General features: G+C 66.8%; 9 protein-coding genes, 1 tRNA gene and 1 pseudogene. 8 read left to right on the top strand and 3 right to left on the bottom strand.

The features are described from left to right. Window positions 1–84: 84 nt before the first annotated feature. Window positions 85–516, top strand: coding sequence for a PaaI family thioesterase (locus tag AC07NF_RS11910; protein WP_494626093.1), 432 nt, complete (start codon window positions 85–87; stop codon window positions 514–516). On the opposite strand, the gene gltB is transcribed toward AC07NF_RS11910, so the two are convergent. Continuing rightward, window positions 513–5,036: a glutamate synthase large subunit gene (gltB, locus tag AC07NF_RS11905; protein ID WP_494626091.1), complete on the bottom strand. Its 4,524-nt coding sequence runs from the start codon at window positions 5,034–5,036 to the stop codon at window positions 513–515. The genes AC07NF_RS11910 and gltB overlap by 4 nt on opposite strands. 18 nt (window positions 5,037–5,054) lie before the next feature. Further along, window positions 5,055–6,500, bottom strand: coding sequence for an NAD(P)-dependent oxidoreductase (locus AC07NF_RS11900; RefSeq protein WP_494626089.1), 1,446 nt, complete (start codon window positions 6,498–6,500; stop codon window positions 5,055–5,057). 228 nt (window positions 6,501–6,728) lie between these two features. Here AC07NF_RS11900 and AC07NF_RS11895 point away from each other — a divergent pair, with 228 nt between their 5' ends. After that, complete coding sequence (locus AC07NF_RS11895) at window positions 6,729–7,532, top strand: undecaprenyl-diphosphate phosphatase (RefSeq protein WP_494626087.1); 804 nt, start codon at window positions 6,729–6,731, stop codon at window positions 7,530–7,532. A 79-nt stretch (window positions 7,533–7,611) separates the two neighbouring features. Here AC07NF_RS11895 and AC07NF_RS11890 read toward each other — a convergent pair whose 3' ends face one another. Beyond that, complete coding sequence (locus AC07NF_RS11890) at window positions 7,612–8,577, bottom strand: complex I NDUFA9 subunit family protein (protein WP_494627554.1); 966 nt, start codon at window positions 8,575–8,577, stop codon at window positions 7,612–7,614. 166 nt (window positions 8,578–8,743) lie between these two features. Between AC07NF_RS11890 and AC07NF_RS11885 the strand changes: the two genes are divergently transcribed. The 6 genes and pseudogenes from AC07NF_RS11885 to rpoN all read left to right on the top strand — a co-directional run bounded on the left by AC07NF_RS11885 (window position 8,744) and on the right by rpoN (window position 13,351). Beyond that, window positions 8,744–8,830: transfer RNA gene (locus AC07NF_RS11885), tRNA-Leu, on the top strand. Window positions 8,831–9,020: 190 nt separating this feature from the next. After that, entirely contained in the window at window positions 9,021–9,638 is a 618-nt protein-coding gene (locus tag AC07NF_RS11880; protein ID WP_492816396.1) for a ribonuclease D, read from the top strand. Further along, window positions 9,605–10,265: pseudogene (gene lptC / locus AC07NF_RS11875) on the top strand (LPS export ABC transporter periplasmic protein LptC). The gene AC07NF_RS11880 and the pseudogene lptC overlap by 34 nt, the downstream one beginning before the upstream one ends. Window positions 10,266–10,327: 62 nt before the next feature. Then, window positions 10,328–10,885 (top strand): LptA/OstA family protein, encoded by a 558-nt coding sequence (locus tag AC07NF_RS11870; RefSeq protein WP_494626085.1) that lies wholly within the window; start codon window positions 10,328–10,330, stop codon window positions 10,883–10,885. A 9-nt stretch (window positions 10,886–10,894) separates the two neighbouring features. Next, window positions 10,895–11,653, top strand: a complete 759-nt coding sequence (gene lptB / locus AC07NF_RS11865) for an LPS export ABC transporter ATP-binding protein (protein WP_492816400.1) — start codon at window positions 10,895–10,897, stop codon at window positions 11,651–11,653. Between the two features lie 204 nt (window positions 11,654–11,857). Further along, entirely contained in the window at window positions 11,858–13,351 is a 1,494-nt protein-coding gene (gene rpoN / locus AC07NF_RS11860) for an RNA polymerase factor sigma-54 (protein ID WP_492816402.1), read from the top strand. Window positions 13,352–13,361: the final 10 nt, after the last annotated feature.

Raw genomic sequence — 13,361 nt, 5'->3', positions numbered from 1 at the left:
TCATAGCGCAGGTTCGTGACCTCTCGCGCAAGAGGGTGAACACTGTTAGATTAAAACAATTGTTTGAATTCAAGCGAGGCGAAGATGGACGAGATCCCCGAAGGCTTCGAACCGCATGTCCGCAAGAGCCCGGTCACCGACCCGTGGGAGCCGCTCTACGCCCGCAAGGCCGAGGACCGGCTGGTGCTGGGCACGCGCATCCGCGAGGCGCACTGCAATTCGCGGAGCATGCCGCACGGCGGCTTCCTGGCGGCCTTGGCCGACAACGCCATGGGCCTGTCGCTGGGCGTGAACTTGGCGGCCGCACGGCAAGCGGCGGGCGGTCTAGTCACCGTGTCCCTGACGCTCGACTATCTCGGCCAGGCCAAGCTCGGCCAATGGCTCGAGTTCGACACGGACTTCGTCAAGCTGGGCCGGTCGATCTGCTTTGCTGAGGCGACGGTGCGCGCGGACGGGGTCCCCGTCGCGCGCGCCCGTGCAACCTTCAAGCTGCTGGAGGCGAAGGCCGCGGCCTAGGCCCGTTCGTGCACCGCCTGCTCGGCCGCCAGCGGCTGGGCCAGGCGGGTGAGCATTTCCTTCGGGCAGACCTGCCAGAACTGGTCCCGCACGCGGTCCCAGTCGCGCAGCAGGGTGGCCGCGAACACCGAGTCCGTCTCGCGGGCGTGCTCGGCGATCAGCGAGCGCAGCACGCCTTCCCAATAGGGCGAGGCCAGGCGCTGCACGACGATGCTGTCGGGGTTGATATTGTCCTCGAAGCGGTCGTGCTGGTCGAGCACGAAGGCCATGCCGCCGGTCATGCCCGCGCCGAAGTTGCCGCCCGTCGGGCCCAGGATCACCACCTGGCCGCCGGTCATGTACTCGCAGCCATTGGCGCCGCAGCCCTCGACCACCGTGGTGGCGCCCGAGTTGCGGACCGCGAAGCGCTCACCCGCCTGGCCTGCCGCGAACAGCCGGCCCGAGGTGGCGCCGAACAGCACGGTGTTGCCGAGCAGGGCGTTGGTCTCGGGCGCCGCGAGGCCCCGTGCCGGCTTGATCACGATGGTCGCGCCCGACAAGCCCTTGCCGACATAGTCGTTGGCCTCGCCGGTCAGCTCGATACGCAGGCCCTGGACCGCGAAGGCGCCCAGGCTCTGGCCGGCCGAACCCTTGAGCTGGACGGTCAGGTGGCCCGAGGGCAGGCCCTTCATGCCGAACTTGCGGACGATGTGGCTGGACGTGCGGGTGCCGATGGTGCGGGCGGTGCTGCGGACCGTGTAGGTCAGCTGCATCTTCTCGCCACGCTCCAGCAGCGGCGCCGCGTCGCGGACGATCTGGGCGTCCAGCGTGTCGGGCACCGCGTTGCGGCCGACGACCGTGTTGTACGGCTTGTTCGCGCCCGGATCGGCGCGGACCAGCAGCGGGTTCAGGTCGAGGTCGTCCAGGTGCTCGCCGCCGCGCGACACCTGCGCCAGCAGGTCGGTGCGGCCGACGATTTCCTGCAGGCTCTTGAAGCCCAGGCCGGCCAGGATCTCGCGCACCTCTTCAGCCACGAAGGTGAAGAGGTTGATAACCTTGTCCGGTGTGCCGGTGAACTTGGCGCGCAGGGCTTCGTCCTGGGTGCAGACGCCGACGGGGCAGGTGTTGGAGTGGCACTGGCGCACCATGATGCAGCCCATCGCCACCAGCGAGGCGGTGCCGATGCCGAACTCCTCGGCGCCCATCATCGCGGCGATGACCACGTCGCGACCCGTGCGCATGCCGCCGTCGGCCCGCAGGACGACGGAGTGGCGCAGGTTGTTCAGGGTCAGCACCTGGTTGGCTTCCGACAGGCCCATCTCCCACGGACCGCCGGCATATTTCACCGAGGTCTGGGGCGAGGCGCCCGTGCCGCCGACGCCGCCGGCGACCAGGATCACGTCCGCTTTCGCTTTCGCAACGCCGGCGGCGATGGCGCCGATGCCGGTGGCGGCGACCAGCTTCACCGTGACGCGGGCGACCGGGTTGATCTGCTTCAGGTCATAGATGAGCTGGGCCAGATCCTCGATCGAGTAGATGTCGTGGTGCGGCGGCGGGCTGATCAGCATCACGCCGGGCGTCGAGTGACGCAGGCGGGCGATCATCTCGGTCACCTTGAAGCCGGGCAGCTGGCCGCCCTCGCCGGGCTTGGCGCCCTGGGCGACCTTGATCTCCAGCTCGACGCACTGGTTCAGATATTCGGCGGTGACGCCGAACCGACCCGAGGCCACCTGCTTGATGGCGCTGTTGGGATTGTCGCCGTTGGGCAGCGGCTTGTAGCGCGCGCTGTCCTCGCCGCCCTCGCCCGAGACCGAGCGGGCGCCGATGCGGTTCATGGCGATGTTCAGGGCGCCGTGAGCCTCGGGGCTCAGCGCCCCCAGGCTCATGCCGGGCGTGACGAAACGCTTGCGGATCTCGTTGACGCTCTCGACGTCGTCGGTGGCGATCGGGTTGCGGTCCGAGCGCCAGTCCAAGAGGTCGCGCAGCTGGATCGGCTTCTGCGTGCGCAGGCCGTTGCTCCAGCGGCGATAGAGTTCGTAGTCGCCGGTGTCGCAGGCGCTCTGCAGGGTGTGCATCAGGCGCGCCTCGAAGGCGTGGGCCTCGCCCGAGCGGCGCGACTTGTACAGGCCCCCGACCGGCAGGGTCACGGCCGTCAGGTTCCAGGCCTTGCGGTGCAGCTCGACCGTCTTGCTCTCGATGCCGGCCAGGCCGATGCCCGAGATGCGCGAGGGCATGCCGGGGAAGAACTCGGCGGCCATGGCGCGCGACAGGCCGACGGCTTCGAAGTTGTAGCCGCCGCGGTACGAGGAGATGACGCTGATGCCCATCTTGGAGATGATCTTCAGCAGACCGCCCTCGATGGCCGTCTTGAAGTTAATGCAGGTGTCGCGCAGCGACTTGTCGCCCAGCAGGCCGCGCTCCAGGCGATCCTGGAAGCTTTCCTGGGCGAGGTAGGCGTTGACCGCCGTGGCCCCGACGCCGACCAGCACCGCGAAATAGTGGGTGTCCAGGCACTCGGCCGAGCGGACGATGATCGAGACGTACGAGCGCAGGCCCTTGGCGACCAGGTGGGCGTGGACGCCGCCGGTGGCCAGGATCATCGGCAGGCCGACGCGGTCTTCGGCTGAAGCCTCGTCGGTCAGGACGATGGCCCCGCAGCCGCGCAGCACGGCGTCCTCGGCCTCGGCGCGGATGCGGTCGAGATTGGCGCGCAGGGCGTCGCCGCCTCGGGCCTCTTCGGCCGGCAGGGGCATGGTGCAGTCGATGACCGCGACGTTCTTCTCGCCCAGCAGATTGTGGACGCGCTCGTACATGCCGGTGGTCAGCACCGGGCTTTCCAGCACGTACACATCCGCCTGCGCGGCGTCCTGGGCCAGGATGTTGCCCAGGTTCTTGAAGCGGGTCTTCAGGCTCATGACGCCGGTCTCCCGCAGGGGGTCGATCGGCGGGTTGGTCACCTGGCTGAAGTTCTGGCGGAAGTAGTGCGACAGCGGACGGTACTTCTCCGACAGCACCGCCAGCGGGGTGTCGTCGCCCATCGAGCCGACGGCTTCCTTGCCGTCCTCGACCATGGGGGCGAGGATCATTTCCAGGTCTTCCAGCGAATAGCCGGCGGCGGCCTGGCGACGGGTCAGTTCTTCACGGCCGTACTTGCGCGGCTCGGGACCGGGGCCGATCTCCTTTTCGAGATCGACCATGTTGCCCAGCCAGTCCGTATAGGGGTGGCGGTCGGCCAGTTCGTCGATGATCTCGTCTTCGCCGTACAGGCGGCCTTCGGCCAGATCGATGGCCAGCATGCGGCCCGGCGCGATGGCCAGCTTGCGGGTGATGCGGCTTTCCTCGACGCCGCACATGCCCGCTTCCGAGCCCATGATCACCAGGCCGTCGTCGGTATAGGCCACGCGCAGCGGGCGCAGGCCCGAGCGGTCCTTGCCGGCCACGACCCAGCGGCCGTCGGTGGCGCACAGGGCGGCAGGACCGTCCCAGGGCTCCATCACGGCGTTGCAGTATGAATAGAGCGCCTTGTGCGACTCCTTCATCTTCGGATTGGCGGCTTCCGGCACCAGCAGGGCCTTGGCCATCGGCGCGTCACGGCCGGCGCGGACCAGCACCTCGAAGGTGTTGTCCAGGTTGGCGCTGTCCGAAGCGCCAGGCTGGATCACCGGCTTCACGTCGTCCCCGAACTCGCCGAAGGCCTGGGCGGCCATCTTGATCTCGTGGGACTTCATCCAGTTGATGTTGCCCTTGATCGTGTTGATCTCGCCGTTGTGGGCGAGCATCCGGAAGGGCTGGGCCAGGCGCCACTGCGGGAAGGTGTTGGTCGAATAGCGCTGGTGGAAGATCGCCACGGCGGCCGTGAAGCGTTCGTCCTTCAGGTCGGGATAGAACTCGTCGATCGCCTCGGCCAGGAACATGCCCTTGTAGATCAGCGACTTGGCCGACAGCGAGCAGATGTAGAAGTCGGTGATGTTCTGGCTGTGGACGCGCTTTTCGATGCGCTTGCGGCACAGGAACAGGGCGCGTTCCAGCGCCTCGCCTTCCAGGCCGGCCGCCGGGGCCAGCATGATCTGCTCGATTTCCGGACGGGTGGCGTTGGCCTTCTCGCCGATCACCGAGGTGTCGACCGGCACCTGGCGCCAGCCATAGATGTAGAAGCCGAACCGCAGGGCTTCCGCCTCGACGATCGTGCGGCAGGTCTCCTGGGCGCCCAGGTCGGTGCGCGGCAGGAAGATCTGGCCGACGGCGATCGGACCGGAGCGCAGGGCGTGGCCCGTGCGGCGCACCTGATCGATAAAGAAGTCCTGCGGAACGCTGACCAGCACGCCGGCGCCGTCGCCGGTCTTGCCGTCGGCGTCGACCGCGCCCCGGTGCCACAGGGCCTTCAGGGCCTTGATCGCCAGTTCGACGACCTCGCGGCGCGGCTTGCCGTCGATGGCGCAGACCAGGCCGACGCCACAGGCGTCGCGCTCGGTGGTCGGGTCATAGGCGTGACCGTCGATCAGCGCCTGGCGGTTCTTCAGATAGAGGTCCATCTCGTTCATGGCTTTAAATCCTCTCTCTTATTCCGCCGCGATCAGCGCGGAGCTGACCTTGGCCTGCAGGTAACGGTGGATGGCGTCGGCGGCGTCGCGGCCGTCCTTGATCGCCCAGACCACCAGCGAAGCGCCGCGCACGATGTCGCCGGCGGCGAACACGCCGTCCAGATTGGTCATCTGGTTGCGGACGTCGGCCTTTACGGTGCCCCAGCGGGTGACCTTCAAGTCGGGCGCCGACCAGGATTCCGGCAGGTTCTCGGGCTCGAAGCCCAGGGCCTTGACCACCAGCTGGGCCGGACGGTCGAAGTCGCCGCCGGGGATTTCCTCGGGGCTCTGGCGGCCCGAGGCGTCCGGAGCGCCCAAGCGCATGCGGATGGCGCGCACGCCGGTGACGGCCTCGGCTTCACCCGACAGGGCGCGCGGCGCGGCCAGCCATTCGAAGGTGACGCCTTCCTCTTCGGCGTTCGCCACTTCGCGCATCGAGCCGGGCATGTTGGCCTTGTCGCGGCGATAGAGGCAGGTGACGGAGCTGGCGCCCTGGCGGATGGCCGTGCGCACGCAGTCCATGGCGGTGTCGCCGCCGCCGACCACGACGACGTCCTTGCCGTCGGCGTTCAGCAGGCCGGACTCGATTTCCGGCACGGTGTCGCCCAGGTCCTGGCGGTTGGAGGCGATCAGGTAGTCCAGCGCGGGCACCACGCCCTTGCTGCCGCCGCCTGGCACAGTCAGGTCGCGCGCGGCATAGACGCCAACGGCGATCAGCACTGCGTCGTGCTTGGCGCGCAGGTCTTCCAGGGAGGCGTCCTTGCCGACTTCAAACCCAAGCTTGAACTCGACGCCGCCGTCCGCCAGGCGCTTCGTGCGGCGCTCGACGACGTCCTTTTCCAGCTTGAAGCCGGGAATGCCGTAGATCAGCAGGCCGCCGGCGCGGTCGTGGCGGTCATAGACGGTGACGTCGTAGCCGGCTTCGCGCAGCTTCTCGGCGGCGGCCAGGCCGGCGGGGCCCGCGCCGACGACGCCGACCGACTGGCCGAGGGTCGGACCGGCGACCAGCGGCTTCACCCAGCCGTTTTCCCAGGCCTTGTCGGTCAGGTAGCGTTCGACCGAGCCGATCGTCACGGTGCCGTGACCCGATTGCTCGATAACGCAGTTGCCTTCGCACAGGCGATCCTGGGGGCAGATCCTGCCGCAGACTTCCGGCATGGAATTGGTCGCCTGCGACAGGGCGTAGGCTTCTTCCAGGCGGCCCTCGGCCGTCATCCGCAACCAGTCGGGGATGTTGTTGTGCAGCGGGCAGTGGGTCTGACAGAACGGCACGCCGCACTGCGAACAACGCGAGGCCTGCTCGTTGGCCTTGGCGTCGATGAAGTCGGCGTAGATCTCGTGGAAGTCGCCCGAACGCTCGGCGGCCGCACGCTTTTCAGGCGTCTTGCGGGCCACCGTCGTGAATTTCAGCATGCGTTCGGCCATGCGACTTTCCCCGTATCTCCCGAAGGAGAAAAATTGCTCTCGCGGGCCTCATACGGACTCTTTGGGGCAAGAAGAATGTGGTGGTCAAAATAGTAGACCGATATATCCCTGTTTTGACCATGGGCTTTGAGATCGACTCGCAAGAGGGTCTCAATATAGTCTACTTTGTGGATTTACGACCTATTTACCGTGTCGGGCGCACGCCAGGACCGGGTTTGGAGCGGAAAAATGCCTGACTGGTTGAGCGCCATCATTCTGGGTCTGGTCGAGGGGCTGACAGAGTTCATTCCCGTCTCGTCCACTGGCCATCTGCTGCTGGCCAAGGAGGCCATGGGGCTGAAGGATCCCAGCTGGGACACCTTCATCGTGCTGATCCAGCTGGGGGCGATCCTGGCGGTGGTGGCCCTGTACTTCCAGAAGCTGTGGGGCGTGCTGATCGGCCTGCCGACCAAGCCCGAGGCGCGCCGGTTCGCGCTCAGCGTCATCGTCGCGGTGATCCCGGCCTTCGTCGCGGGCCTGCTGCTGCACGACGTGATCAAGAAATTCCTGTTCGAGAGCCCGCTGATCATCTGCTGGTCGTTGCTGATCGGCGGGGTGATCCTGCTGTTCATCGACCGCAAGGCCCCGGCGGCCGTCGATCACGACGCCATGAACCTGCCGCTGCACAAGGTGCTGATCGTCGGCCTGTTCCAGTGCCTGTCGCTGATCCCCGGCGTCTCGCGCTCGGGTTCGACCATCGTCGGCTCCATGCTGTTTGGCATCGAGCGCCGGGCGGCGGCCGAGTTCAGCTTCTTCATGGCCATCCCGATCATGGTTGGGGCCTTCGCCCTGGACGTCTACAAGAACCGCGACGCCCTGGACGCCGGCCATATCGGCATCGTCGGCATCGGCTTTGTCGTGTCGTTCCTGTCGGGCCTGGTGGTCGTGAAGTACATGCTCGACTTCATCGGCAAGCGCGGCTTCGCCCCGTTCGCCTGGTGGCGGATCGTGGTCGGGATCGGCGGCCTGGCGGTGCTTTACCTGCACCACTAAGGTCGAGCCGTAGCGGGCAAAGAAAAGGGCGGGCGCCGTGAGGCGCCCGCCCTTCTTCGTTTCGGTCGGCTCTAGAGCCTTAGAACGCGCCCGCCGGGGTCTCGGCGTACTGGCCGCCCTTGCGGTAGCGGTAGAGGTAGGTCGGAACCACGGCCTCGACGGCCGTGCCGAGCACGCCGGCCTCGGCCAGGCCCGGCAGGCCGTGTTCGGCGACGTTGTCGGTCTTCAGCATCTCGACCTGGTCCGACGTCAGCGGCGGGGCCCACGGGATCACCGAGGCCTGGATGTCGCCCAGCGAACCGATCAGCGAGGCGATCGGCCAGGGCAGCGGGGCCAGCGGCTTGTTGCGGCCGGTCTCGGTCAGGATCAGCTGCAGGACTTCGCGCATCGTGTAGACGGTCGGACCGCCCAGCTCGTAGGTGACGCCCACGGCGGCCGGATTGGTCGCGGCCTTGGCGATCACGGCGGCGACGTCGGCGACGAACACCGGCTGGACGCGGGTCTCACCGCCGACCAGCGGCATGATCGGCGCGAGGGTCGCGATCTGGGCGAACTTGTTGAAGAACCTGTCGTCGACGCCGAACACCAGCGACGGACGCACGATGGTCGCGCCCGGGAAGGCGGCGCGCACAGCGGCTTCGCCCTCGGCCTTGGTGCGGTAGTACTTGGATTGGCTGTCGGCGTTGGCGCCCAGGGCGCTGACCTGCACGAAGTGCTTCACGCCGGCCTTGGCGGCGGCCTGGGCCACGTTCTGGGCGGCCATGACGTGCAGCGACTGGAACTTCTGGCGGCCGCTCTCCCAGAGCACGCCCACCAGGTTCACGCAGGCCTCGGCGCCGTCCAGGGCGCGGGCCACGGAAGCCGGGTTGCGGACATTGGCCTGGACCACTTCGATCTGGCCGACATCGCCCAGCATGCGCATCTTGTAGGCGAGGTTGGGCTGGCGCACGGCCACCCGTACGCGATGGCCCGCCTTGGCGAGCGCCCGCACGACCTGGCCGCCCACGAAACCGGAGCCGCCGAACACCGTGACCAGACCTTGCATCTTCATTCCTCGTCGCCTGCGGTGACCCCACCGCGATAAGGGGGAATTAGACGACGCGGGGCTTGTTCGCAAGAAATCACGCTTTGTCGATTTTTGTCTGTTGACGGCGTCAGAAGCTTTCCCTAAACGTCCCGGCCTCGCAGCGACCTACCCGGTTGCGCAGCGGGCCCAGGTGGCGGAATTGGTAGACGCGCTGGCTTCAGGTGCCAGTGACCGAAAGGTCGTGGAGGTTCGAGTCCTCTCCTGGGCACCACCCCTTATCAGCTTCATTTGAAGCGGGGGTGGCGTCAAACTTCCCGATGGCGATATCGCCGACGGTTGATGGTCTGGCGGATAGATATCCCGTTCATCGTGAGTATAAGTGTCACGCGCTTTCATCGAGCGCGTGGTTCGTCGCGTTCGCGCGCGGACGCGCCCGACTCTTCGCCGGAGATTTCTGAGACTTGGCCAATTTTGTTCACGAGGGCGATCTGCCCGCCGACGTCTTCGCCGGCGCTACTGTCATTGCGATCGATTCGGAGACCATGGGCCTGCGCCTGGGTCGTGACCCGCTGTGCGTGGTCCAGCTGTCGTCGGGCGACGGCGACGCGCACGTGGTGCGCCTGAATCGCGCCACCTACGACTGTCCTAACCTGAAGGCCCTGCTGACGAATCCGGCCGTCCTGAAGCTTTTTCACTTCGGGCGCTTTGATATCGCCATGTTCGAACTCCATCTGGGAGTCGTGACCGCGCCCGTCTACTGCACCAAGATCGCCTCGAAGCTGGCCCGGACCTATACGGACCGCCACGGCCTGAAGGACGTGACGCGCGAACTGCTGGGCGTGGAGCTGTCCAAGGTCCAGCAGTCGTCGGACTGGGGCGCGCCCTCGCTGAGCGCCGACCAGGTCGCCTACGCCGCCTCGGACGTGCTGCACCTGCACGCCCTGCGCGACAAGCTGAACATCATGCTCGAGCGCGAAGGCCGGATGGGCCACGCGCAAGCCGCCTTCGACTATCTCCCCCACCGCGCCTCGCTGGACCTGGCCGGTTGGGAGGAGATGGACATCTTCGCTCACGCATAACCAGCCATGCACTCCGCCGCGGCCATTTCCGAACGAACGCTGAGCGCCGATCTCGCGCGCTGGCGCCGTCGTTCGCGCCGCGTCCTGGCTGCGCGGATCATCCTGCCGATCGCGATCGGCGGCCTGGTCCTGATCGTGGCCACGCAGGTCGGCTGGCGCACCTACATGGCCGCGACCCATCCGCCGACCGAGGCCAAGACCGAGATCCGCCTGATCACGCCGCGCTTCTATGGTCAGTCGACCGAGGGCCGCAGCTTCATGATCACCGCGCGCTCGGCGATCCGCGACGACAACGACCCGCGCCGCATCATTCTGGACGACCCGGCCCTGACCCTGGACCTGGGCTCGCCGACGCCGACGCGGATGACCGCCAAGCACGGCGTCTATCGCCAGGACGACTTCAGCCTGGCCTTGAAACAGGATGTCCGGATGGACGACGGAGCGGGTTACCGCTTCGCGTCGGAAGGCGCTTTCGTGAATACCCAGACGGGCGACGTGACGGGCGAAACCACGATGAACGGCGAAGGTCCCAGCGGACAGGTGCAATCCAGCGCCTACTCCGTATATGACAAGGGCGATCGCATCGTTTTCCGGGGCGGGGTTCGCGCGCGGTTCGAACGGCAGTAAAGACAATCAATGGCGCAGGTTCGCTCGTGACGCGAACCGCGACGGATGAGGACATGGTTCTGATGAAGCGATGGACGGCTGCGGCGATGACCGCGTTGATCCTGGCCAGCTCGGCCGGTGCGGCTAGCGCCCAAGTGGGCGACTCGAGCGCGCCGATCGACGTGTCCGCTGATCAGCAGGAAACGATCAACAGCAAGTGCATCACGATCTTCCGCGGCAACGTGGAGATCCTGCAGAACCGTTCGCGCCTGCGGGCTCGGCAGGTGACGGTGTACAGCGCCCGCAAGTCCACGGCCGACAACGCCAATGCCTGCGGCAACGCCCAGCGCATGGAAGCCGAGGGCAGCGTCTATCTGGTCAGCGACCAGCAGCAGGCCCGCGGCGACCGCGCCGTCTACACCTTCGACAACAACATCGCCGTGGTCACGGGCGACGTGGTGCTGGTCAAGGGCAAGGACGTGGCGCGCGGCGACCGCCTGACGGTCAACACCAAGACCAACGACGCCAAGCTGGAATCCAACAGCACGGGTCGCGCCGCGCCCAAGCGGGTGCGAGCGGTCTTCTATCAGGACGAGAACAAAAACGCGCCGGCCGCTGAAACGCCCGCCGCTCCGCGCTAGGACCCGTTCATGACCCTGACCTCCAACGACATGGACGGCCTGTTCGTCGATTCCGTGGGTAAGTCGTTTGGCGACCGTCCGGTCGTCAAGAACGTCTCCCTGCGTCTCAAGCGCGGCGAAGTCGCGGGCCTGCTGGGTCCCAACGGCGCCGGCAAGACGACCTGCTTCTACATGGTCACCGGCCTGATCGCCGCCGACTACGGCGCGATCTATCTGGACGGCGAGAACATCACCGCCCAGCCGATGTTCCAGCGCGCGCGCCTCGGCGTCGGCTACCTGCCGCAGGAAGCCTCGATCTTCCGGGGCATGACAGTCGAGCAGAACGTCATGGCCGTGGTCGAGATGCGCCAGAAGGACCAGCGCAAGGCGCGTGAGCAGGTCACCAGCATCCTGGAAGAACTGCGCATCACCCACATCCGCAAGTCGCCCGCCGTCGCCCTGTCGGGCGGTGAGCGTCGTCGCGTGGAAATCGCCCGCGCCCTGGCGTCCGAGCCGTCCTTCATGCTGCTGGACGAGCCCTTCGCCGGCATCGACCCCCTGGCCATCGCCGACATCCGCGAGGTCGTCGGCTACCTGAAGGGTCGCGGCATCGGCATCCTGATCACCGACCACAATGTGCGCGAGACGCTGGACATCATCGACCGCGCCTCGATCATCCACGCCGGTGAAGTTCTGTTCGAAGGCTCGCCGCGCGAGATCGTCGACAATCCGGAAGTTAAGCGCGTCTATCTGGGCGACAGCTTCAGCGAGCCGCGCCTCGGGGATTAATTGGCGCAGGGGTGGGCAAAAATAGCCTGCGTCACCCCTCCGCACCCGGATCAAGTGCTTGTCCCGCAAGGGCTAATAGCTCTGGCATGATATTTTCCGGGACGGAACGTCGCACCGGCCCGGATATTGCAGGCGTTGGCGACCCGTTAACCAAACAGGCCCTTCAATGGCGATCGAAGTTTTTCGATTTGTCAGGAGGGCGCATTGGCGCTCAGCCACCGCCTCGAGATCCGTCAGGGTCAAGGCCTCGTCATCACCCCGCAGCTGCAGCAGGCTATCAAGCTTCTGCAACTGTCGAACATCGAGCTCGACGCTTTCGTCGAGCAGGAGCTGGAGCGTAACCCGCTTCTGCAACGTGATGAGGGCGAGTCCGAACCGGCCAAAGAGGTCGAAAGCGAACGCGACGTCAGCCTGACCCAGCTGGACGCCGTGGCCGACACGACGGCCGGCCGCGAGATGGACGCCCCGCACGAAGACGTCTCGCCCGGCGAACGCGCCACGGGCGACGGCGCCGAGGCCGAACACGCCGGCGGCCAGATCGACTGGTCGCGCGCCGGCGGCGGTGGTTCGTTCGAAGGCGACGAGGGTTATGAGAGCGCCCTGACCGACGTTCCTACCCTTTCCGCTCACCTGCGGTCGCAACTGGTCCAGGCGGCGCTGTCGCCGGCCCGCAACGCCATCGCCGAGATCCTGATCGACGCCGTCGACGAGGGCGGCTACCTGCGCCTGGACGTCATCGAGCTGGCCGCGCGCCTCGGCTGCAAGCTGGAGATGGTCGAGGAGACCCTGGCCATCCTGCAGGGCTTCGAGCCCGTCGGCGTCTTCGCCCGCGACGTGCGCGAGTGCCTGGCGCTGCAGCTGAAGGACCTGAACCGCTACGACCCCTGCATGGCTGCCATGCTCGACAATCTCGAGCTCTTGGCCAAGCGCGACATGGCGAGCTTGCGCCGCCTCTGCGGCGTGGACGACGAAGACCTGCGCGAGATGGTCGCCGAGATCCGGTCGCTGAACCCGCGTCCCGGCGCGGCCTATCACAGCGAGCCGGCCGAGACCCTGGTGCCCGACGTCATGGTCCGCGAGGGCCTGGGCGGCATGTGGCACGTCGAGCTGAACACCGACACCCTGCCGCGCGTGCTGGTCGACCAGCGCTACCACGCCCGCATTTCCAAGGGTGCGCGCACGGATCAGGAAAAGACCTTCGTCTCGGACTGCATGGCCACGGCCAACTGGCTGGTGAAGAGCCTGGACCAGCGCGCCAAGACCATCCTGAAGGTCTCCAGCGAGATCGTCCGCCAGCAGGACGGCTTCCTGGCCTTCGGCGTCGAGCACCTGCGCCCGCTGAACCTGAAGACCGTCGCCGACGCCATCGGCATGCACGAGAGCACCGTCAGCCGCGTCACGTCGAACAAGTACATCGCCACCCCGCGCGGCGTGTTCGAGCTGAAGTTCTTCTTCACCTCGGCCATCCAGTCGTCGGAAGGCGGCGAGGCCCACTCGGCCGCCAGCGTCCGTCACAAGATCAAGGGCCTGGTCGATGCCGAGAAGACCGAGGCCCAAGTGCACTCCGACGACGCCATCGTCGAAATTCTCAAGGCCGCCGGGGTCGACATCGCCCGCCGGACCGTGGCCAAGTACCGCGAAGCCATGCGGATCCCGTCGTCGGTCGAACGCCGTCGTCAGATGAAGGAAGCGGTCTAACGCTCCTCTC

This window comes from Caulobacter sp. GW821-FHT10A06, from assembly GCF_059415805.1.
Note: the sequence above shows the minus strand (reverse complement) of the source record. Positions and strands in the feature narration are given on the sequence as shown.

Excerpts from the sequence above, each read along its gene's own strand:
- AC07NF_RS11910 (WP_494626093.1), top strand. The coding sequence starts at position 85 with ATGGACGAGATCCCCGAAGGCTTCGAACCGCATGTCCGCAAGAGCCCG.
- gltB (WP_494626091.1), bottom strand. The coding sequence starts at position 5,036 with ATGAACGAGATGGACCTCTATCTGAAGAACCGCCAGGCGCTGATCGAC.
- AC07NF_RS11900 (WP_494626089.1), bottom strand. The coding sequence starts at position 6,500 with ATGGCCGAACGCATGCTGAAATTCACGACGGTGGCCCGCAAGACGCCT.
- AC07NF_RS11895 (WP_494626087.1), top strand. The coding sequence starts at position 6,729 with ATGCCTGACTGGTTGAGCGCCATCATTCTGGGTCTGGTCGAGGGGCTG.
- AC07NF_RS11890 (WP_494627554.1), bottom strand. The coding sequence starts at position 8,577 with ATGCAAGGTCTGGTCACGGTGTTCGGCGGCTCCGGTTTCGTGGGCGGC.
- AC07NF_RS11870 (WP_494626085.1), top strand. The coding sequence starts at position 10,328 with ATGAAGCGATGGACGGCTGCGGCGATGACCGCGTTGATCCTGGCCAGC.
- lptB (WP_492816400.1), top strand. The coding sequence starts at position 10,895 with ATGACCCTGACCTCCAACGACATGGACGGCCTGTTCGTCGATTCCGTG.